This is a genomic window from Pseudomonadota bacterium (genome assembly GCA_022572885.1).
GTDB lineage: Bacteria > Pseudomonadota > Gammaproteobacteria > Steroidobacterales > MnTg04 > MnTg04.
The window spans coordinates 54,524-74,683 of the sequence record JACZVC010000004.1 but is presented as its reverse complement, the minus strand read 5'-3'; the positions used below and the strand labels follow the sequence as shown (position 1 = coordinate 74,683).

Here is a 20,160-nt window from a genome sequence, read left to right as displayed (position 1 = left end):
TAAGGGGATCATGGGCTAATTCGAATCTAATGCAATCGTGACCAGTCGAGTACGGTGACTTCCTCTGCCTCGAGGTCGAAATTCTGTGCCAGCAGCGTCTTTATTTCTTCGCCTTCAAATTCGTGCTGGGCAAGCCGGTTTATCTCAACGACACCACTGTATTCGCTGCAACTACCCTGCCGCTCGTTAAGCAAAAAATGTGTGTAATACTTTTTGCGCATGGGCTCAGACTACATCCGGCCACCCAATGTATTCTGTGAGTCAGCGCACAATATGGAAAAAAAGCCGCTGCTCCCGCACCAAATAAGGTCTTCGGAACCATGGTTAAATTGAATCATCTGGTTTATGTTAAAAGAAAATGGATCATTCTTCGTCCCGGCCGCGTCCGGCACGCAAAATGCCAATAAGGATCAGGAACATGCAATACAGACAACTGGGAAACAGCGAACTGGAGGTTTCGGAAATCGCGCTGGGTTCGTGGCTGACCTACGGTGTCGGCGTGGCATCAGACAGCGCCCGGAACTGCCTGGCGGCAGCCTTCGATTGCGGCATTAATTTTATCGATACCGCCAATGTTTACGGCAAGGGCGCGGCGGAGACTTTCCTGGGCGAAGCGCTGGTGGGTCGCTCCAGGGATAGCTATGTCCTGGCGACCAAGTTGTACTTCCCGATGACCGACACCGACAGCGGGCTTTCCGCAGAGCAGGTTCACAAACAAATCAACGATTCTTTGCAGCGCTTGCGTACTGACTACGTGGATCTGTACCAGTGCCATCGCTATGATCCCGACACACCGCTGGAAGAAACCATGCAGGCCTTGAACGAAGTGGTGGAAGCCGGTAAGGCGCGTTATATCGGATTCAGCGAGTGGACCGCGCCACAAATTCAGGCCGCCATGAATATTGACGGTGTCGCGCCCTTTGTATCCAGCCAACCACAATATTCCATGATCTGGCGGGACCCTGAAGCAGAAGTCATACCTTTGTGCAGGGAAAACGGTATCGGCCAGATCGTCTGGTCACCGCTGGGACAAGGAGTACTGACTGGCAAGTACAAGCCCGGCAGTGAATTACCTGCCGACTCGCGGGCAGCCAATCCATTGATGAACCAGTTCATGGAGCGCTTGCTTGACGACTCCTTGTTTGACGCCGTCGACAATCTGCGCCCGCTTGCGGACGAACTCGGAATGAGCCTGAGCCAGCTTGCGCTGGCCTGGGTATTGCGTGAACCCAATGTCGCGTCCGCGATAGTCGGTGCATCGAGACCCGAGCAGGTTGAGGAAAACGCAGCCGCTTCAGGAATTCAACTCGATGACGAGACGCTGACCGCAATCGACGAGGCATTGGCGGGCATCATCCAGCGCTGAGTTGTCTTCAATCCGCAGTTGAATAAGAAATTTTCCAGATGGTCCCGCCGGTCGAGTCGCTGATATACAAGCTGCCATCCGGTCCGACCGCAAGACCGACCGGCCGGTGCTTCGCCTGCGCTGGATTTCGAATCGGTCTGTCGCCCATGAAACCATCGGCAAAGGTGCGCCATTCCGCGGACGGTTTCCCCTCTTTCATCGGCACAAACGCAATCTCGTAGCCCCCTTGCAGGCCCGGCGCGCGATTCCAGGATCCGTGAAACGCGACAAAGGCACCGCCGTGGTATTCGGCGGGAAACTGGCTGCCGGCATAGAAAACCAGCGAATTGGGCGCCCAGTGCGCCGGGAAAGCCACCAGCGGGTCCGGGTATTTGCCATCCGGCGCCGTTTTTTTGCCATCCCCGCCATATTCGGGCCCCACCATGCGCTGATTTATCAAACCATCGTAATAGGTATAGGGCCAACCAAAATCGGAACTCTCAAGAGCCAGGTGAAATTCCTCGGCTGGCAGTTCCTCGCGTTGGTCGGCGCTGAAAAACCGCGGCCAAAGGCTATCGAGCTGATCCCTCCCATGCATGACGAAATACAGCTCGCCAGCAGCGTCGTTGAAAGCCAACGCCACCGAATTGCGGATACCGGTCACATAGCGCTGACCATCGGCCACCTGGTCCTGGTCCAGACGATCCGCTGAAAACTTCCAGATACCGCCGCCGCGGAACAGCTGCGGGCAGGGGTTCTGCCCCTTCGAGCCGGCCGAGCGGGCACGCTTCTGGCAAGCGTTGGACGGCGCCCCCGAGTTCACGAACAGGCTGCCATCGGCGCCAATCGCCAACGACTTCGCCGCGTGTGAACTTTGCCGCGGAAACCCGGACACGACGACTTCCAAATCACCGCCGGGCACCAGTTCATCATCGGCGAATTTCATCCGGTAAACAGTGTCATCCGAGGAGAAAAAAAGATAATCGCGATAAATGGCCACGCCAGTGCCGCCCGCATGACCGAAGGCCGCCTGGAGGTCGGCGACGCCGTCTCCGTCATTGTCGCGCAAGCCGATGACGCCTTTGCCGTCTTTGCTACGACGCATCGTAACGTAGACATCGCCGTTTCCCCGAACCACGAGGTGGCGCGCTCGCCCCAGGCCGCTGGCAAATACCGTCGCCTCGAATCCCGGTGGCAGTTCGAGTTCCACCGGATCGGCGGCATGCGCCTGTACCACTACAAGCAAGCCAGCGCTCAGACAAGCTTTCTTCAAAAAATCCATGCCCGATCTCCAGCCTGCAGAATCAAGGAACCGATTCTAACAACAAAAAAGAACTTCGCTTTGAAAGGTGCGGTCTATAATGGCCAACATGAGTTACCGGAAAACTATCATGATCCGTGCCGCAGGCATCTGGCGTGGAACGCTGCTCGCAATCCTGCTGTTTTGCTCACCAGTATTGCATGCACACACCTTTGTCCTGGTCAAGAACAAGCTTTTTTGCGATGAAGAAAAAAAGCTATGCATGCAAGGCTGGATTGCCTACGAAAATCACTTCAATACCATTCGCGTCGATGCCCGCCTGGCAGAACGCAGCGTACCAGGCACGATCAGTCTGCGTTTTTCGGGAACGACACGAGCCGGCGAGGCTGTTTCCGCGCGGCTGGAATTCCGGATCGACGGCCGTTACCAGGAAATCATCAAGGCCTCCATCGTACCCGACGCACCGTCGCGCACGCGTTGGACGATGAGCGTTTTTTACTTCACGGCGGACAAATGATGAACGGCGTCAAATCGGTTTTTGTCATGGCGTTTTTTGCGCTGCTGACCGTGGTCTCGATCCAGGCTGTCATCCATCTTGGCGGCGGTTTTTCACCTGGCTGGCTGGGCGCCCTCCTCGCATCCGCGCCGATGCTGCTGGTGCTGGGTTTGGTAATGCTGGGCAGGAAATTGCCCGCCGACCAGGCCCGCCTGACCCCGGTTTCGCTGACCATGGCATCAGGCGCCTTGCTCGCAGCGTTTGACTGGGTTTTCAGAGCGGGTTCGCTCGCTGCCGCCAGCTTGGCCGGACTGTGCCTGGCTGCGTACGCGACCTACCAATTCTGGTACAGCCGTCTCGATCGCTCGGCATCGAGAATCGAAAATGGGCAACCCTTGCCGGAATTTTCGGCGCTGAATCTGGACGGCAAGCCGGTATACAGCCGCGACTTGCTCGGCAAACCTGCGTTGTTGATGTTTTATCGTGGCAACTGGTGCCCATTCTGCGTAGTCCAGGTCAAAGAACTCGCCGCAGCCTATCGTGAGCTGGGCGACCGCGCCCGCATCGTGCTGATCAGCCCGCAGCCAGCCAGAAAAACTCGCGAGCTGGCTGCCCGGTTCGACGTCCCTTTCGATTTTTGGGTAGACACCGATAATCAGGCCGCGACCGTACTCGGCATCAACCATGACCAAGGGCTGCCTGCCGGGATGCAGGCTCTCGGCTACGACACCGACACCGTGTTGCCGACAACCATCGTGCTGGCCGCGGATGGCTCCGTACTGGATGTCGACGAGACCGAAAACTACCGTAACCGTGCCGAACCCGGCTTCCTGGCCAGGGTGCTGGAACGACACGGGCTCTGAGCAACGTCACGGCCAGCGGGCTGATCCACCTGATCCTGCATGCCGCGGTACCCGGCGGGATCGCCTGGTTGTTTTTCCGGAAATACTGGTTAAAAGCCTGGCTGATCATGCTCGCCACGATGCTGGTCGATCTGGATCATCTGCTGGCGTCACCGGTATACGATCCGACCCGTTGCAGCATCGGCTTTCATCCGCTGCACCAATGGCCGGCCATCCTGGTCTATGCGCTTATCGTTTTCGTCCGTCCGCTCCGGCTGCTTGGTATTGGCCTGCTCATCCACATGCTGCTGGATGGCTTGGACTGCCTGGTATGACAGCAAAGGGCTAAAAAAAGCCTGCCCTGGCGTTGGGTGGTGAGGCGGCGCTCTGCTAAGCTTGCCGCTGTCGTGGTTTTGGGCCAGCCGATGCAAGACTTTTTCAAGGAATTGATGCGTCGCAATGTAACGCGGGTTGCACTGGTTTATATCATCGTCGCCTGGGTCACGATACAGGTCGTGGACGTGATGTTTCCCGCGCTCCACGTGCCGGACTGGGCCATCTCCGTCACCGCGGCGCTGATTATCATCGGTTTCCCGTTCGCCCTGATCTTCGCCTGGGCGTTCGAGATGACGCCGGAAGGGCTGAAAAAAGAAAAAGACGTCGATCGCAGTCAGTCGATCACGACCCGGACCGGCCGCAAACTGGATTTCATGATCATCGGCGCGCTGGCGATTGCGGTTGGATTCCTGCTGTACGACAAGCTGGTCCTGAGCGGCTCTGGGGATGAGGTGGCTAGTATCAGCGCCCCGGATCAGGCTGGGGTAACACCCGCCAGGGTGCCGGAAAAATCGATCGCGGTGCTGCCGTTCGTCAACATGAGCGGTGATATCGAGAACGAGTATTTCTCCGATGGCCTGTCCGAGGAGTTGCTGAATGTACTGGCCAAGATGCCGGGGCTCAAGGTTGCCGGCCGAACATCGTCATTCCAGTTCAAGGGCGAGAACAAGGATCTGCGACTGATCGGCGAACAACTCGGCGTCGCCCATGTGCTCGAGGGCAGCGTTAGGCAATCGGGGCCCATGGTCCGCATCACTGCCCAGTTGATCGATACCGAAACCGGTTTCCACCTGTGGTCGGAGACTTTTGACCGCGAGCTGAACGATATATTCGCGATCCAGGACGAGATCTCGGCCTCGGTTGCCGCGGCGCTGAAAGTCACGCTTTTTGGCAATGCCGGTGAAAAAGTCGTCGGCTCACGGGGAACAGACAATATCGAGGCCTACGACCTGTACCTGCGTGGCCGCTATCTCCGCGAACATGTCAGTAGCGACAATATTCAACAGTCGATCGCGGTTCTTCACGAGGCGGTGGCCATCGATCCAGACTATGCAGCGGCGTGGGCGCAACTCTCATTAAGTCAGGCGCGCTGGACCGGGACCTATACCGAGTCGCTGCAGTTTGCACAAGGATATGCCATCGCCCGCCGGTATGCGGAGCGAGCACTGGCACTGGACGATCAGTTGGCCGAGGCGCACATCGCATTGGGGGCGGGCCAGTGGGCATATGGCTTCGACCTGGTAGCTTCCAAGGCCACATTTCTGCGCGCCCTTGAACTGGAACCCAACAACATCGACGCCCTGAATTGGTACGGTGCGCAAATGGCGATGGATGGTCAAAGAGATTTTGCGCTCGAATGCCTGGAGAAGGCGGTCAAACTGGACCCATTATCCATACTTTCTATCGCTGGCCTTGCATCCGCGCTGACCATTGCCGGCAGATTCGATGAAAGTATGGAGTTGCAACGCCATGCGCTCGATATCGACCCGGGTGTCGCACGAATTCACGGTAACATCGCATACAACTACCTGCTGCAGGGAAACCTGGCCAATGCCATGGCTGAATATGAAAAAGAGCCGGTGAACTGGGTTCGTGACTTCGGCAGGATACTGGTGCTCGGACGAACCGGCGAGCAGGACGCATGGGCGGCAGCGCTCGATGAATTTATCCGCGAATACGGCAAGAAAGACGCCTACCAGATCGCGGAAATCTACGCCGATGCCGGCGATCTCGAGGCCGCGTTCGAGTGGCTGGAAACCGCTCTGAAAGTCAGAGACCCGGGTCTGGTCTGGATCAAAACCGATGCATTGCTCGCCGGTCTGCACGATGATCCGCGCTGGCCAATATTTCTAGATAAGGTCTGGAACAAGAATTAGTGCAGGGCCGAAGCTTTCTCAACCATCCTTTCCCACGGCCAGCAAACAGCTCGCTTTCTCCGCCGATACCGTGATCCCCTTGATCATCGCCGAGCTGAAACCCTCGTGCTCCATCTGGTTGAGACCCGCTATCGTGCAGCCACGTGGCGTCGTGACCCGGTCGATTTCACGTTCGGGGTGTTTCTCGTGGGCCAGCAACAAGGTCGCCGCCCCCTTCGCGGTTTGCGCCGCAATCGCCAGCGCATCTTCGGCATGAAAACCGATTTCGATGCCGCCCTGCGAGGCTGCCCGGATCGCGCGCAGGAAAAACGCGACACCACAGGCCCCCAGCGCCGTGGCCGCACCCATCAGTTCCTCGTCGATAACCAGGGTCTGGCCGACGCTGCCGAAGATCGCCTTGGCCGCCGCGATTCCCGCGCCGCCACTATCATCCGATGCAAGGCAAGTCATCGACTCGCGTACCGCGGTCGCGGTATTGGGCATCGCCCGGACGCATTCGACTTTGGCGTCGATCTTTAGCCTGAGTTGCGCGAGATCGACGCCCGACACCACCGATATCAGGATATGGCGGCCGGCTTTCAGTTCGGGGCCGATCTCCGACATGAGTTCATCGAGTTGCTGGGGTTCGACCGCCACGATGACGATATTCGACTTGCCAATCGCCTCTTTGTTGTCCGCGCATACGCCGAAGCCTTGCGCTTTCATATCGTCCAGAAAATTTATCTTGCGGCGGGTCAGCATGATCCTGTCAGCACTGACCGTCCCGGCCTTCGCCAGGCCGTTGGCAATCGCCGTGCCGATATTGCCGGCGCCGAGTATCGCGATATTGAGTTTGTCATTCACGAGTCTTTTTCCTGTGGGCTGTCCTGCCTGAAGTAATAGCGAGAAACTCACGGGCTCTGCATCTTTCCCGCCTGTTCCAGTATGCCCAGAAAAATGTCCGCGCCAAGCGAAATCAACGCATCGGGAAAATCATAATCCGGGTTGTGCAGCTCGGCCATGGCCTCGCCGGCGCCGAGACCAAACATCGCGCACTGTGCAACAGAGGCGAAACAGCCAAAGTCTTCCGACCAGCGAAACGGCTGCTCGGCAATGCTCAACGGACCATTGCCGGCCGCCCGGCGAATCACATCGACGGCGCGCTCCGAATTTACCGTGGCTGCGAAAATATCCCGGTAGGCGATACCAGATTCCAGGCCATGCTCAACCGCCAGTTGCCGGATCCGGCCTTCGGCATGGCTTACCATACGCGCCATGGTCGCATCGGTTTCGCTGCGCAACGTGGCCCAGATCTCGGCTTCGCCGGGCGCGGTACCGAACGCCTGCTCGCCAAGACGCGAGCCCACTACAGTGGCGAATGCCAGTTCGTTGCCAAAATCCATGACCGACGGCAGCTCGCTCAGCTCGGCGATGAGCTGGCACATCGCCTTCGCCGGGCTCACGCCCGTCTCCGGCTGAGCCGCATGTGCCGTCTTGCCGGTGAGCCTGATCGCCAGGCCCCGCGACGCACAACTGAAGGTTCCGTTGCGGACGACGATTTCACCGAGCGGAAAACCGGGCAGGTTGTGCAGCGCGAAGCAAAAGTCCGGTTTGATGGGCGCAAATTTTTCGTCCGCGACAACCGCCGCCGCCCCCTGGCCGGTTTCCTCGGCGGGCTGGTATAACAGCACGACTCTTCCGCGCGCGGGTCGTTTCTGTGACAGCTTTTCGCCGACTGCGGCCAGTATGGCCATGTGGCCGTCGTGACCGCATTTGTGAGAGGTGCCGTCGTGCAGCGAGCGATGCTCGAACTCATTTACTTCCTGGATCGGCAGGGCGTCGAGTTCAGACCTGAGCAGGATCGTCGGCCCGGCTTGCGTGCCCGAGAAAACAAACGCGATCCCGGTACCGCCCAGTTCCTCGATTACTTCATCGGGCTGCAGCGGCTCGAAAAACCGGAGCAGGCGCTTCGCCGTGCCGGTTTCGCGACCCGAGCGTTCAGGATTTCGATGTATTTCCCGCCGTAAATTGACTGGACCGCTCACGCCCTCGCTCCCCGGGTTCGCGAAAAAACCCGTTACTGTCCCGCCAGCGCGTACAAAATATCGACATAGCCTTTTTCCATCTTGGCAAGACCAGCGATTTTCGAGCCGGCTTTCGGGTAGATCACCATGAACTCGTTGGGTGCGTGCGCACCGTTGCCATGGCCGATACCGGTGAACACCATCGGCAGCTGCAAAATATCGGTGAACACATAAAAAGGCGCACTGCCGCCGAGTCGAGGCTCAACGCTTGGCGGCGCACCATATTTATTGAATACGCTGATCGCCGCCTGCACCAGCTCCGAGTCGAGAGAAGTCTGCGATGCCGGGTAACCGCTCATCGGTCGGATCGTGATATCGGTGAAGCCGTGCCTGTCCAGGTGGGTGCGGATCAGGGCCATCATTTCATCCGGGTCCAGGCCCGGTGGCAAGCGCGAGTCCACTTTTGCGGTCGCCACGTGCGGCAAGATGGTTTTTGTCCCTGCTCCCGTGTACCCAGCCCAGATACCGTTGATGTTCAGGGTCGGGTTATACAGATAATCCATCTGCGCTTCCTGCATGGTCTGGCCATCGATCCAGCGCTCTATGCCCAGCGCCTGCATCGCCTTTTTCTCATCGGCGGATGCCAGCATGGAGTTGATCAGCGGCATATCCTCCGCCGGCGGTGGCTGGACCTTGTCGTAATAGCCATCGATCAAAATGGTATTGCCATCGGGCGTTGTCATGCTTGCCAGCGCCTGCACCAGCCGCCAGACCGGCGAGTCGATATTGGCCTTCAACGAGCCGTGCACTTCATGGTTGACCGGTCCGCCATGCGGACCGCCGCGCGCCTCCAGCTCCATGTAAATGATGCCCTTGACGCCGAGTATCATGCGCATATCGCCCGCGCGGTTTTGCGAGTTGATCGGGAAGAACACGCCATCGGCAGCCATCAGGCGATCCTTGTATTTTTCGATAATCCGGGGAAAGTGCGGCGAACCGAGTTCCTCCTCCCCTTCGGCCAGCACGATCAGGTTTACCGGCAGGCTGCCGGTCACGCTGATGATCGACTCCAGCGCATTCAACAGGGCCCGCTGCGGCCCTTTCTGATTGGTCGCACCGCGCGCCATCAGCACGCTGCCAAGATCGTGTTCGACGAGTTCACCGGCGAACGGCGGCACCAGCCAGTCCTCGGGATTCACCGGCTGCACGTCGTACATCATATAGACGACCAGGGTTTTCTCCGCGCCCGCATCGTAATGAGCAAAAACGCCGGGGTGTCCGTCGGTGGGCACCAGTTCGACCTCGGCGAAGCCTATGGCCAGCAAGTCATCGCGCAGCATGCCCGCCATCTCGGTGATACCTTTATTTTGCGCACTGATCGATGGCTGCCTGACCCAGCGCTGAAGATTTGCCAGATGTTGTTCCAGGTTGCGGTCGATATGCGCATATATTTCGTCATGGCTGCCTTTGTAGGCCGGGATACTGCCGGCGTCGAAGACCTCGTCGCTGCTAATCTCGAAACGGGGTCGCTCAACCTGTTTGGGCGCGTCCCCGCTTACCGCGGTCTCCGTGCCCTGCTCGCAGGCGGCGAACAACCCACAAACAACCAGCATTGGCCATTTCATATATGTCACTATTTTTCCCCTTTTTGTCCTCTTGGCCGGGCCGGGCTCAGGCCATCCGCGCCGAGCATAACGCCCTGCTCCAGCATGGCGTCAACGATTTCGTGGGTGGTTTTCCGGCATGGCTGAACATCCTTACGATCCTCGACATCCTCAACGCCTAGGATCGTCCTGGGCAGCATCGAGCGGCAGATCCAGGCCCAGTATCAGGTTTGGGTCTATGCACAAACCCCGCCAGTACCACGCTTCCGATGGGCTGGCGACGCCGGGGAAGTCTCCCTGGTAATCGAGCATGTCGGTCATTACCTGGAAGTGCAGGTGCGGCGGCCAGTTGCCGTTGCGAGGGTAGGTGCCGATCCAGCCGATCGTCTCGCCCGCGCCGATATCCTGTCCCGGCTCGAGATGATCCAGCGTGGCCGGGCTCAGGTGGCCGTACAGGGTAAAGAAGTCCTGACCATCGGCATCGTGCCGCAAAATAACCGTGGGTCCGTAATCGAGATCGCGGGCGTTGTCGGTGACGCTCAGCACCTGGCCATCCAGCGGCGCCATGACGGGCGTCTCCGCCGCTGCGAACAGGTCCAGACCCAAATGAAAGCTGCGCGCCTCCTTGCCTGCGGACCTGAAAAGCTCACTTTTGTACAGGCTGCGGTTTTCCCTGTAGCGGCCGATACCTACCGTGCTGCCGGCCGACTCGATGTGGGCGAACAATTTTTCGGTCAAGGCCTCGACGTCATCGTTCGGCGCACTCACTTCATCGCTGCCCACCGACAGATCCAGCACGATCGCCGATGACAGCAAATTGTCCGCAATAACCGGGCAAAAACCAGCGGAGCGTTTCGCCAGCCACTGGGTCAGGGGCCGTGTCTGCGGCGTGGAATCCAGTCCGCAGGCAGCACGGCACTGGTAATGCCCGCGGCAAAGATTTCTATCCTCGAGCGCAGCCAGCGCACGCCATACGGCATCCGCGTGAATTTGTGAATACTCGTCACCGTCATCTGCCGCCATCGCCGCGTGAATTACGGTCATGCAAAGGCGAAGCTCGACCAACGGCATGAAAGCCTCGATTTCCGCTTCATTGAGCGGCCACTCCGAGTGATAACCGGCCAGCACTTCGACCGCCACCGCTACCGGTTCATCCGAATCGAGCAGAGCATATGCGGCCGCGATGGCCGCTTCGGCAACTCGCCAGCTCTCGACGAGGTCGCCAAAATCGATCACCGCCGAGATGCTTGCGCCATCGCCGCTGGTCAGCAGGTTGTAGTCGTTGGCATCCCCATGGATGACCGACTTTCTCAGGTCCGCTTGCAGACCCTCGACCATCGTCAGGCTGCGCTCGAGCATACCGCCGGCCAGTTCGCGGCGTGCCGGATCCTGGATCGCTTCGCGACCCGCCCGCAAATCCTTCCCTTGCGCGAGGTCCCAGCGTAGATACCGCCTTACCCTGTCATCGTCAAAATCAGCAAGTATTTTGTCCAGGCGGCCCATGACCGATCCGAGCTCGCGGGGCGAGCGCTGCGCCCGGGGAGTTAAAGCCTGAACCGGCCCTGGCAGAAAACTGACCACCCATGCCAGCCAATGCCCACCGTCAAATTGGACTCTTGGCAGATTCCCGCCAATTGCGGGTCTGAACGACTGGATCGCAACACCCGGATTTCTCGATGACAGGAACTGCAAGACGTTGCGCTGCAATTCGATGGAGTCGGTCGAGCCATCCGGGCTCAGCTTTAACACCCATAGCCTGTCGTCGTCGTCGCCGACACGGAAAATATGTCCTTCGCAGCCATGCAGGCGACTGGCGCTGCCGCCGATGCCAAAGTGGTCCCGCGCGATGCGCGCGGCAGCGAGCAGCAATTCCTGTTCTCTTGCTTCCGGTACGATCAACTTCGCTGTTTCTTCTCGCGCCGCCGGCGCATGCGCGCGAGCAACCGCTGTCGCCGGGAATCCAGCCAGCCGCCGCGCCCGTCATTTTCGCCCGGGGGTCGCCGTTGTTCGCGGAACTGACAAAAATCGCGATAAGCATCCAGCTCGTGCTTTAGATCGCGAGCCACCAGTTCGATCATGATGGCATCATCCAGAAACCCCAGACCGGGAATGTGGTCGGGAATCAGGTCGTCCGGCTCGACAAAATACGCCAGGCCGTTCAGCGCCCGCGTGACCTCGGGTGCGGGCAGTTTGAATTCATCGTCGGTGACCATGGCCACCATCGTCTGCAAGAGCTCCAGCCGCTGCTCAACGAAGGCCGGTACTTTCGAGTTTGCCAACTTGACAAGCAATTCGCGTGTTGCCGTTATGATTTGCTCAGGCGCCGATTTTTTCGCCGCACTGCGAGCCTCCTTCATGATCAAGTCGAAATGACGCAGGTCACTTTCGCTGAGATCGAAACTAATTCGCATTAGCATGGAATTTCCCTTGCGGTATTGTGGAAAGGCAGGCGACTATAACGGATATTTCCCCGTTTCGCATAAGCTTCCAGGATATTCCTTGGCTGCTAAAGACCTACTCCTGATCCTGCTGATCAACCTGATCTGGGGCCTAAATGTGGTCGTCGCCAAATATGGCGTTGGGCAGATCCCACCCATCCTGTTTACTTTCCTGCGCTTCGCCATCGTCGCGATAGTGCTGCTACCGGTTCTTAAAATCCATCGAGGCCAGATGCCCGCCGTCATTTTTGTCGCGGTCGCTACCGGCGGCATACATTTTGCGCTGACCTATACCGGGCTCGCGATGGCCGCAGATGTATCCAGCGTTGCCATCGCGATGCAGCTTGGCATTCCTTTTGCGACGGTGTTGTCGATGCTGTTTCTCGGCGAGAAAATCAGGTTCTGGCGCTGGCTGGGCCTGTCGATGGCTTTTGGCGGCATCATGCTGATAAGTTTCGACCCGCAAGTCTTCGCCTATCGAAACGCCCTCGCCCTGGTGGTTCTCGGCTCACTGTTCGGCGCCAGCGGGCTGCTGGTCGCCAAGAAATTGACCGGCGTCGGTGTTTTTGAACTACAAAGCTGGATCGCGATGATCAGCTGGCCGCTACTCCTCGGCCTGTCCCTGGCAGTTGAGCCCGGGCAGTTTGCGATTTTGCTGCAGGCCGATCTGTCGGTCTGGGGAGCAGTTCTTTTTACGGCGCTGGCTGCCAGCGTTCTCGCCCACAGCGGCATGTATTACCTGATCCAGCGCTATGATCTGTCGCTGGTCATGCCCACGTTTTTGCTGGCCACGGTTTTCGCGGTGATCTTCGGCGTAACTTTGATGGGTGACCAGTTGACGCCGCGCATGATAGCCGGTGGCAGCTGTACCCTGCTGGGAGTCCTGCTGATCCTGATGCGCCAGATCCGCAAACCTCGCGCTGCCACACCACCGGCGGCCACCTGAAAGCCCCTGTTTTCAACCATTACAGCAATTTCCCGAACTGCGAACTGGTTCACGGTGGGCCAATCCGACCACGGGCTATGGTACAGACACGGCAATGGGTAGGGAGCCCGTTATGGCAGCGCAAAATCCAACAATCGGCGATAAAGAAGATCGTACCTATACGGATGTCCTGTCCTATCTGCGCCAGGCGGAACCTGGCCAGGTCGCGGCTTTTAGCAAATACTTCCGCAGTTGCAAGAAGAAAGACAAAGACAGAATAGTGGGTCTTGACGGCATCATGCGGGCGCTCAAAGAAGTCGAAAACCAAGAATAGGCCCGTTGCGCCTGCTTTCGCCCCTCGTCCCCTCTACTGCTCCCAAAAGCGCCTCCCCCAAAATTCAACTCCTTGTAATCAAGGGTTTTTTTCAATTGCTGCATTGCAGGAATGCAGGTCTGCTCCGTGCGCGCTATATTGGTCTCGTAACCCGACAAGGCCCTGGTCCGACGACCAGCGCCAGGCACGCCAGGAGAAGCAAACGAATACCTTAATCCACATTCCAGACCTATCTACAGGGGGTAGACGCCGATGAGTGCAGATCTAATCAATATCGACTCAATAATGGGCCAGAATCACGATCTTCAGCACGAATTCCCGGAGTTTTCTGAGTTGATAGACAAACTTTGGGAATCAGACGAGACCTTTGCCCACCTCGCCGATGATTACACCCGGCTGAATCGCGAAGTTATACGTATAGAACAAGGTGTCGAGCCCCGCAATAATCAATATTGCGAAGACGTTAAGAAGAAACGTCTGCTGCACAAAGACCGCATATACGCCGTACTTAAATCAAATTAATATTGGAATACCGGTCAGGGCGATCTGATCGGTCAGTTCCCAGTCCGGCCCGTCAGCGTGCATGATGCTTCGCCAACGGACCGCGAGACAGAAAGGCGTTTGCCGGATCCGATTGTTTCCGCCGACGACGGGTCAAGCTGATGCTGTAGAACATAAAAAAAGGAAGAAGCGCCGTGAGCAGTTATCAATCTGCGGATATCCGCAACATAGCCCTTGTCGGCCACAGCGCGGCCGGCAAAACCACGCTGGCCGAAGCATTGATGGAAAAAACCGGGACCATCCGCTCGCGAGGAACCGTGGAGCGAGGCAGCACGGTTTGTGATTTCGATCCCCACGAAAAAGAACTGGGCCATTCGCTGGAAACCGCCGTTTGCTCGCTTGAGCATGAAGGCGCCCACATCAACCTGATAGACACTCCCGGATACCCGGACTTTGCCGGGCGCAGTATCGCGATTTTACCGGCCGTCGAGACCGTGGCCGTGGTTATCCACGCGGAACACGGTATCGAACTGGTGACCCGAAGGATGATGGAAGCCGCAGCCAAAGACGGTCTGTGCCGTATGATCATCATCAACCACATTGATGTGCCGGGCATAGACCTGCAGCAGTTGATGAACGATATCAGGGAGACATTCGGCAACGAATGTCTGCCCGTCAACCTGCCAGCCGATGACGCGAAAAAGGTCATTGACTGTTATTTCGAGCCGAAAAACGAAGAAGCCGTCGATTTCTCATCTGTAGAGGAGGCGCACACTGAAATTATCGACCAGGTTGTTGAACTCGATGAGGAACTGATGGAGGTATACCTCGAACAGGGACAGGACATGAACCCGTCGCAGTTACATGACGTTTTCGAAAAAGCCATGCGCCGCGGCCACCTGGTCCCGGTCTGTTTCGTGTCGGCGGAAACCGGGGCGGGAATCAACCAGTTGCTCAATATATTTGCGCAGCTGATGCCAAATCCAATGGAGGGCAACCCGCCACCGTTTATCAAGGGCGAGGGAGACAATGCCGAGGCAGTAAAGGTGGAGCCGGATGCGGATAAACATGTGATCGCCCATGTGTTCAAAGTCATCGTTGACCCGTTTATCGGACGCATGGGAATTTTCCGTATTCACCAGGGTACGATCTCGCCAAATACCCAGCTTTTTATCGGCGATGCGCGAAAGCCGTTCAAGGTATCCCATTTGTATCGCCTGCAGGGGAAAGAGCATGTCGAAATGGTCAGAGGCATACCTGGCGATATTTGTGCGGTAGCAAAAGTGGATGAAATCGAATTCGACTCGGTGCTGCATGATTCGCATGACGAGGATCGCTTCCATCTGGAGGCCGTTAGCAGTCCACCACCGATGCATGGTGTTGCGATCACGCCAAAACGACGGGGTGACGAACAAAAATTGTCCGAAGCGCTTGCAAAACTTTCGGCGGAAGACCCCAGCCTCGTCGTGGAGCACCATGCGGCCGCCAACGAAACTGTCCTGCGCGGCAGTGGCGAACTTCACCTGCGCGCGATAATGGAGCGCATGAAAGAGCGCTTTCACGTCGAGGTCAACACCCGGCCGCCCAGTATCCCTTATCGCGAAACCATCACCCGCAAGGCCGAGGGTCACCACCGTCACAAGAAACAAACTGGCGGTGCCGGCCAGTTTGGCGAAGTTTTTCTGCGCATCGAGCCACTACCGAGGGACCAGGGTTTCGAATTCGTCAACAAGGTCGTTGGTGGTTCGATTCCATACCAGTTCATACCGGCGGTCGAAAAAGGAGTGCGCCAGATACTGACATCCGGTGCGATCGCCGGATACGCAATGCAAGATATTCGGGTTACCGTTTACGATGGCAAATACCATCCCGTTGACTCCAAAGAAGTTGCGTTCGTCGCGGCAGGGAAAAAAGCGTTCGTTAAAGCCATCAAGCAGGCCAAGCCGATCATCCTCGAACCCATCGTCAAGATTGAAATCACCGTGCCGGGCGATCACATGGGCGATATCGCCGGCGATTTGTCCTCGCGTCGTGGTCGCATCAACGGCAACGAAGTTCTCACCGGCAACCAGGTCCGTATAGACGGAGAAGTGCCGCTGGCCGAGCTGGAAAATTACCAGACCAGGCTGGGCTCTTTGACTGGCGGTGTCGGCAGCTTCACGATGGCTTTTAGTCATTATCAGCCAGTGCCGGCGCCCCTCCAGAAAGAGATGTCGACTTCTTTTCAGGTCGCTGACAACGCCTGAGCTGCAAAGCGGGACACTCTGACAGAACCGGGGGTCCTGCACCTCAGCGCGCCAGGACCACCGCTGGTCTCAAGGACCACCAACCGCCCTTTTCCGTGGCCGTCCAAACGGTTATTAATACGTCATCGGCGTCACTCCCGAGTATATTTCGTGGATCGAAAAGCACCTTTTTAGAATGAACCGGATTCTGCCTACCCTTTTCCTGCTCCCGGTCCTGGCCGGAAGCTGGGCAGTGGCCGGCATCCCGGAACTCGATGGACTGGTGGAGCAGACCCTCGACATCGGTACGATCCCCGCACAGCAGCCGGCAACGCTGCCGATCACGACCAGCAGTTCGAAAGCCCGGGAGTACTTCAGACACGCACGTCACAAACAATGGAATTTTGATATCGATAGCGCCATTCGTCTTTATCGTAAAGCGCTGAAGCTGGATCCTGAGTTTGTCCGCGCTCACTTGCAACTCGGTATCCTGGATGTACCGAAAGCGAACTGGCATCGGGTCAGGGCCGGTGCGAATCTTTATCTGCTGCCAAAAAACGAACGCCGGTTCGTTAAATTACTTCTGAAAAACCGCCTGCGAAAGGATCTGCTGCTCGAACTGTCTGCAACCTATCCTAACGACGCCGAGGTGCTGTTGTACCTGGGACGATCGCTCAACCAGGGCGGCCTGGTTCCGGCGGCCAGGGATGCGCATCTCGCCGCGGTAAAAAAATACCCGGTTTCGGCGCTCGCCTGGCAAAGCCTGGCCAACCAGTACCTGGCGCTGAAGGATCATTACCGTGCCTATATCGCGTTTGAAAAGGAAAGATCGCTGATCCCGGATCGTGCCGAAGCCTACCTGGCGCTCGGTGGTTTTTATCTCAAGACCTGGAAATACGATAAAGCCATGCGCATGGCGGAGAACGCGATCAGGATAGACCCGGGTCGTTGGCAAGGCTATGTCTTGATGGCCAACGCGCTGACGCTGAGCGGCGATTCAAAGATTGCCCAGGAAATACTGATTGCAAGACTCGATGCTGAATCCGATCCGGCGCAAGACCTCGAATACCAGGTCGCGTTGGTCGATTCTCTGATCGATGACGGCAATTTCCCGGAGGCGATCAAGCACTTGAGTGTGCTTTACCGAAAGACATCGATCAGTGGCAGTGACAACCCGATCATCGACCGGCAGGCGCGCGGCGGCGATATTTATTTTCTGCACCGCCTGGGAGATACCTATCTTGAATACGGCGACCACGGCTCGGCCCAGGACGTCTATGACAACATCCTTAGAATCTGCGAGGAGTCGGCCGGCGATGAGCGCGGCCTGGTCGCGATCGAGAGCGCCTATATGTTCAACACGGCCAGGGTCGCATTGGTCAGGAACGATGTTCGCAAGGCCCGACGGCTAATCGTTAAACTGAGCCGCACGCTGTCACCAGACAACGACGCGAACCTCGAGCAAAAGATTGCGCAACTTCAAGGCGAAGTTCACCTGGCCTCGGGCGAGCCGGGACAAGCGATCCTTTTCCTGAAAAACGTCAGCTCGGAAAATCCCTATCTTCTCAACCTGCTGGCGACCGCCTATATGCGTGACGGGAAAACGGCTCTGGCGCACCAGTATTACAAGAAGGCCATCGAATACAGTTCTTTCGACCAATACCAATACGCTTTCGTACGCCGCAAGGCGAGAGCTGCGCTGCGCGAGTCAGAACCGGTGGTCGTCGATCGGGAATAAGGCGCATGGGGAGCCTGTCGGAATTAGGTATTCCTCAGGCGCCTATCCGGCGGCTGAAGGAATCAGACAGCCCATCAGGACGAGCAGACACCAGACCGTCAATTTGACATAAACTGGCGTCGAGAACCCATCGAGCTCAAGGTCACAGCTCACCTCGACATCCTCCATCGCCCCGCCAAGGTAGACCTGCGGGCGATTGAAGATGTCTTTCGGCAAGATTATACGTTGGGAACCTGAATATTCGATGTCGTCCATAAGTTCGTCAACTCCACGTGACCAGCATCGCACCCGGTTCTTGTCCTGACCACGACATGGATCACACTCCAACCCGCATATTTTTGCCAAGAATCGCGGATTCCGGGTGTGGGCTCGGGCGATCGACGACAGCTTCATGGGTTGGCTGCCCACCGGGCCGCCGTGGCCGTAACCGGAGCAATACGAAGCCTGCGAAGTCCCGGAGGATTTGCCATGCATCGTCTCCCCTTTCTCTGTTCCGGGTCATGTGGTTAAATTCCGCCTCGCAGCCAGATTGGCCTGAGCCTGTCATTGGCGTGGGAATAATAGTTTCATGATCAAAACGGAAAATCTTACTCGCCGCTATGGTGACCTGGTCGCCGTCGACTCACTTTCGATCACCGTCGAGCCTGGCCAGGTGCTGGGTTTTCTCGGACCGAATGGCGCGGGCAAAACCACCACCATGCGCATGATCGCGGGGTTCATAACGCCGAGCGCGGGAACGGTCAGCGTCTGCGGCCACTCGCTGACCGCCAATCCTGTCGCGGCACAAGCCTGTATGGGGTATTTGCCCGAAGGGGCGCCCGGATACGACGAAATGACGGTACAAGGCTTTCTGCGCTTTATCGCCGATATCCGGGGTCTGGGCGGCGATTTCCGACGTTCGCGCCTGGGCGATGTTATCGAGCGTTTGCATCTTGCACCGGTATTGCGCCAGCGGCTGGAAACCTTGTCCAAGGGATTCCGCCGGCGGGTCGGCCTGGCACAGGCCATTATTCACGATCCACAGGTTCTGATCCTGGACGAACCGACCGATGGTCTCGACCCCAACCAAAAGCAGGAAGTGCGACAACTGATACAGGACATGGCGGCCGACAAGATCATCGTCATTTCGACCCATATACTCGAAGAGGTGGATGCGGTCTGTAACCGGGTCATGATAATCGCGCGCGGCCGGCTGTTGGCGGATGACACGCCGGACGGCCTGATCGCCCGTTCGCGTTACCACAACGCCGTCAGTCTCTCGCTGGTCACCGGCAGCGTGGACCAAATCAAAACGGATCTTGCGGCGCTTCCCCGGGTCGCATCGGTTGAACTGGATCAGGCAACCGGGCGGATCACAGCTTTCCCGGCAGGCAATCAACCGTTGTTACCGGACATCAGCCGCCTTGCCAGCGACAAGAATTGGAACCTCAAGGAATTACATCTGGAAAGCGGTCGCATGGAAGAGGTGTTCAGGAATATTACGACGGGGCACGGCGCATGAGCCAGATCAGGGTCATTTTCAAAAGAGAACTCGCAGCCTATTTTTCGACGCCGCTGGCTTTCGTTTTCATCGTTATCTTCCAACTGCTTTCGGGCGCCTTCACTTTCTACCTGGGTAATTTTTTTGAGCGAGGCCAAGCCGACCTGGCGTCCTTTTTCAGCTTTCATCCCTGGTTATACCTGTTCCTGATCCCGGCAATATCGATGCGCTTGTGGGCCGAGGAACGCAGCAGCGGCAGCATCGAGTTGCTGCTTTGTCTGCCGCTTACGCTTTGGCAGGCGACCTTGGGGAAATTTCTCGCGGCCTGGACGTTCTCAGCAATCGCGCTGGCGCTGACATTCCCGATCTGGATTACCGTGAACTATCTGGGTCAGCCGGATAATGGCGCCATCGCTACGGCCTACCTGGGCAGCTTGCTGATGGCAGGCGGTTTCATGGCGATCGGCGTTTGCATATCGGCCGCGACGCGCAACCAGGTTATCGCGTTCATCATTACCGTTGTCGTGTGCTTTCTTTTCCTGCTCAGTGGCTTCGGGCTGGTTCTCGATGTCCTGCACGGCTGGCTCCCCCAGCTAATCGTAGACACCGTTGCCTCATTCAGTTTCTTGACGCACTTCCAGGCGCTGTCCAAAGGCGTGATCGATTTGCGGGATATCGTCTTTTTTGCCGTGCTCATTGCAAGCTGGCTTTATGCGAGCACCATCGTACTCAACCTGAAGAAAGCGGACTAAGGC

The 20,160-nt window shown here is 57.6% G+C and carries 21 protein-coding genes; 12 read left to right on the top strand and 9 right to left on the bottom strand.

What is annotated here, in order from left to right; translation table 11 throughout:
• Nucleotides 1-26 precede the first annotated feature (26 nt).
• A complete protein-coding gene (locus tag IIA05_02620; protein MCH9025994.1) occupies nucleotides 27-221 on the bottom strand; it encodes a hypothetical protein in 195 nt (64 codons plus the stop codon).
• Between the two features lie 197 nt (nucleotides 222-418).
• Here IIA05_02620 and IIA05_02615 point away from each other — a divergent pair, with 197 nt between their 5' ends.
• Nucleotides 419-1,366: an aldo/keto reductase family protein gene (locus tag IIA05_02615; protein ID MCH9025993.1), complete on the top strand. Its 948-nt coding sequence runs from the start codon at nucleotides 419-421 to the stop codon at nucleotides 1,364-1,366.
• Between the two features lie 7 nt (nucleotides 1,367-1,373).
• On the opposite strand, the gene IIA05_02610 is transcribed toward IIA05_02615, so the two are convergent.
• Nucleotides 1,374-2,627: a PQQ-dependent sugar dehydrogenase gene (locus IIA05_02610; GenBank protein ID MCH9025992.1), complete on the bottom strand. Its 1,254-nt coding sequence runs from the start codon at nucleotides 2,625-2,627 to the stop codon at nucleotides 1,374-1,376.
• A gap of 109 nt (nucleotides 2,628-2,736) precedes the next feature.
• On the opposite strand from IIA05_02610, the gene IIA05_02605 reads away from it, so the two are divergent.
• From IIA05_02605 to IIA05_02590, 4 genes are read left to right on the top strand one after another with little or no spacing between them, the layout of a single operon-like run.
• Nucleotides 2,737-3,123: a hypothetical protein gene (locus tag IIA05_02605; GenBank protein ID MCH9025991.1), complete on the top strand. Its 387-nt coding sequence runs from the start codon at nucleotides 2,737-2,739 to the stop codon at nucleotides 3,121-3,123.
• Nucleotides 3,123-3,965 (top strand): redoxin domain-containing protein, encoded by an 843-nt coding sequence (locus IIA05_02600; GenBank protein MCH9025990.1) that lies wholly within the window; start codon nucleotides 3,123-3,125, stop codon nucleotides 3,963-3,965. The genes IIA05_02605 and IIA05_02600 overlap by 1 nt, the downstream gene beginning before the upstream one ends.
• A complete protein-coding gene (locus tag IIA05_02595; protein ID MCH9025989.1) occupies nucleotides 3,962-4,279 on the top strand; it encodes a hypothetical protein in 318 nt (105 codons plus the stop codon). Before IIA05_02600 ends, IIA05_02595 begins: the two co-directional genes overlap by 4 nt.
• Before the next feature lie 39 nt (nucleotides 4,280-4,318).
• Nucleotides 4,319-6,157, top strand: a complete 1,839-nt coding sequence (locus IIA05_02590; GenBank protein MCH9025988.1) for a hypothetical protein — start codon at nucleotides 4,319-4,321, stop codon at nucleotides 6,155-6,157.
• Between the two features lie 18 nt (nucleotides 6,158-6,175).
• On the opposite strand, the gene proC is transcribed toward IIA05_02590, so the two are convergent.
• Genes proC through IIA05_02560 form a run of 6 tightly spaced genes read right to left on the bottom strand, consistent with a single transcriptional unit; the run spans nucleotide 6,176 to nucleotide 12,181 of the window.
• Nucleotides 6,176-7,000: a pyrroline-5-carboxylate reductase gene (gene proC / locus IIA05_02585; GenBank protein MCH9025987.1), complete on the bottom strand. Its 825-nt coding sequence runs from the start codon at nucleotides 6,998-7,000 to the stop codon at nucleotides 6,176-6,178.
• Between the two features lie 47 nt (nucleotides 7,001-7,047).
• Nucleotides 7,048-8,181 carry an amidohydrolase gene (locus IIA05_02580; GenBank protein ID MCH9025986.1) on the bottom strand — a complete coding sequence of 378 codons (1,134 nt, stop codon included), beginning with the start codon at nucleotides 8,179-8,181 and terminating at the stop codon, nucleotides 7,048-7,050.
• Between the two features lie 32 nt (nucleotides 8,182-8,213).
• Nucleotides 8,214-9,773 (bottom strand): M20/M25/M40 family metallo-hydrolase, encoded by a 1,560-nt coding sequence (locus IIA05_02575; GenBank protein MCH9025985.1) that lies wholly within the window; start codon nucleotides 9,771-9,773, stop codon nucleotides 8,214-8,216.
• A 20-nt stretch (nucleotides 9,774-9,793) separates the two neighbouring features.
• Nucleotides 9,794-9,964, bottom strand: coding sequence for a hypothetical protein (locus tag IIA05_02570; GenBank protein MCH9025984.1), 171 nt, complete (start codon nucleotides 9,962-9,964; stop codon nucleotides 9,794-9,796).
• Entirely contained in the window at nucleotides 9,936-11,663 is a 1,728-nt protein-coding gene (locus IIA05_02565; protein ID MCH9025983.1) for a peptidoglycan DD-metalloendopeptidase family protein, read from the bottom strand. The genes IIA05_02570 and IIA05_02565 overlap by 29 nt, the downstream gene beginning before the upstream one ends.
• Nucleotides 11,660-12,181, bottom strand: coding sequence for a DUF1232 domain-containing protein (locus IIA05_02560; GenBank protein MCH9025982.1), 522 nt, complete (start codon nucleotides 12,179-12,181; stop codon nucleotides 11,660-11,662). Before IIA05_02560 ends, IIA05_02565 begins: the two co-directional genes overlap by 4 nt.
• Nucleotides 12,182-12,263: 82 nt before the next feature.
• On the opposite strand from IIA05_02560, the gene IIA05_02555 reads away from it, so the two are divergent.
• From IIA05_02555 to IIA05_02535, 5 genes are all read left to right on the top strand, one after another.
• Nucleotides 12,264-13,148, top strand: a complete 885-nt coding sequence (locus IIA05_02555; GenBank protein ID MCH9025981.1) for a DMT family transporter — start codon at nucleotides 12,264-12,266, stop codon at nucleotides 13,146-13,148.
• A gap of 112 nt (nucleotides 13,149-13,260) precedes the next feature.
• Nucleotides 13,261-13,461, top strand: coding sequence for a hypothetical protein (locus IIA05_02550; protein MCH9025980.1), 201 nt, complete (start codon nucleotides 13,261-13,263; stop codon nucleotides 13,459-13,461).
• A gap of 285 nt (nucleotides 13,462-13,746) precedes the next feature.
• A complete protein-coding gene (locus IIA05_02545; GenBank protein ID MCH9025979.1) occupies nucleotides 13,747-13,983 on the top strand; it encodes a DUF465 domain-containing protein in 237 nt (78 codons plus the stop codon).
• 173 nt (nucleotides 13,984-14,156) lie between these two features.
• Nucleotides 14,157-16,208: an elongation factor G gene (locus IIA05_02540; protein MCH9025978.1), complete on the top strand. Its 2,052-nt coding sequence runs from the start codon at nucleotides 14,157-14,159 to the stop codon at nucleotides 16,206-16,208.
• A gap of 175 nt (nucleotides 16,209-16,383) precedes the next feature.
• The gene (locus IIA05_02535) at nucleotides 16,384-17,925 is read left to right on the top strand and encodes a hypothetical protein (GenBank protein ID MCH9025977.1); all 1,542 of its coding nucleotides are present in this window, start codon (nucleotides 16,384-16,386) and stop codon (nucleotides 17,923-17,925) included.
• A 42-nt stretch (nucleotides 17,926-17,967) separates the two neighbouring features.
• On the opposite strand, the gene IIA05_02530 is transcribed toward IIA05_02535, so the two are convergent.
• The gene (locus IIA05_02530; protein MCH9025976.1) at nucleotides 17,968-18,180 is read right to left on the bottom strand and encodes a hypothetical protein; all 213 of its coding nucleotides are present in this window, start codon (nucleotides 18,178-18,180) and stop codon (nucleotides 17,968-17,970) included.
• A 313-nt stretch (nucleotides 18,181-18,493) separates the two neighbouring features.
• On the opposite strand from IIA05_02530, the gene IIA05_02525 reads away from it, so the two are divergent.
• Both IIA05_02525 and IIA05_02520 read left to right on the top strand, forming a co-directional pair.
• Nucleotides 18,494-19,426 carry an ATP-binding cassette domain-containing protein gene (locus IIA05_02525; GenBank protein ID MCH9025975.1) on the top strand — a complete coding sequence of 311 codons (933 nt, stop codon included), beginning with the start codon at nucleotides 18,494-18,496 and terminating at the stop codon, nucleotides 19,424-19,426.
• Complete coding sequence (locus tag IIA05_02520; GenBank protein MCH9025974.1) at nucleotides 19,423-20,157, top strand: ABC transporter permease; 735 nt, start codon at nucleotides 19,423-19,425, stop codon at nucleotides 20,155-20,157. Before IIA05_02525 ends, IIA05_02520 begins: the two co-directional genes overlap by 4 nt.
• The last annotated feature ends 3 nt before the right edge of the window (nucleotides 20,158-20,160 follow it).

Excerpts from the sequence above, each read along its gene's own strand:
- IIA05_02620 (MCH9025994.1), bottom strand. The coding sequence starts at position 221 with ATGCGCAAAAAGTATTACACACATTTTTTGCTTAACGAGCGGCAGGGT.
- IIA05_02615 (MCH9025993.1), top strand. The coding sequence starts at position 419 with ATGCAATACAGACAACTGGGAAACAGCGAACTGGAGGTTTCGGAAATC.
- IIA05_02610 (MCH9025992.1), bottom strand. The coding sequence starts at position 2,627 with ATGGATTTTTTGAAGAAAGCTTGTCTGAGCGCTGGCTTGCTTGTAGTG.
- IIA05_02605 (MCH9025991.1), top strand. The coding sequence starts at position 2,737 with ATGATCCGTGCCGCAGGCATCTGGCGTGGAACGCTGCTCGCAATCCTG.
- IIA05_02600 (MCH9025990.1), top strand. The coding sequence starts at position 3,123 with ATGAACGGCGTCAAATCGGTTTTTGTCATGGCGTTTTTTGCGCTGCTG.
- IIA05_02575 (MCH9025985.1), bottom strand. The coding sequence starts at position 9,773 with ATGCTGGTTGTTTGTGGGTTGTTCGCCGCCTGCGAGCAGGGCACGGAG.
- IIA05_02570 (MCH9025984.1), bottom strand. The coding sequence starts at position 9,964 with ATGCTGCCCAGGACGATCCTAGGCGTTGAGGATGTCGAGGATCGTAAG.
- IIA05_02560 (MCH9025982.1), bottom strand. The coding sequence starts at position 12,181 with ATGCTAATGCGAATTAGTTTCGATCTCAGCGAAAGTGACCTGCGTCAT.
- IIA05_02550 (MCH9025980.1), top strand. The coding sequence starts at position 13,261 with ATGGCAGCGCAAAATCCAACAATCGGCGATAAAGAAGATCGTACCTAT.
- IIA05_02545 (MCH9025979.1), top strand. The coding sequence starts at position 13,747 with ATGGGCCAGAATCACGATCTTCAGCACGAATTCCCGGAGTTTTCTGAG.
- IIA05_02535 (MCH9025977.1), top strand. The coding sequence starts at position 16,384 with ATGAACCGGATTCTGCCTACCCTTTTCCTGCTCCCGGTCCTGGCCGGA.
- IIA05_02530 (MCH9025976.1), bottom strand. The coding sequence starts at position 18,180 with ATGGACGACATCGAATATTCAGGTTCCCAACGTATAATCTTGCCGAAA.
- IIA05_02525 (MCH9025975.1), top strand. The coding sequence starts at position 18,494 with ATGATCAAAACGGAAAATCTTACTCGCCGCTATGGTGACCTGGTCGCC.
- IIA05_02520 (MCH9025974.1), top strand. The coding sequence starts at position 19,423 with ATGAGCCAGATCAGGGTCATTTTCAAAAGAGAACTCGCAGCCTATTTT.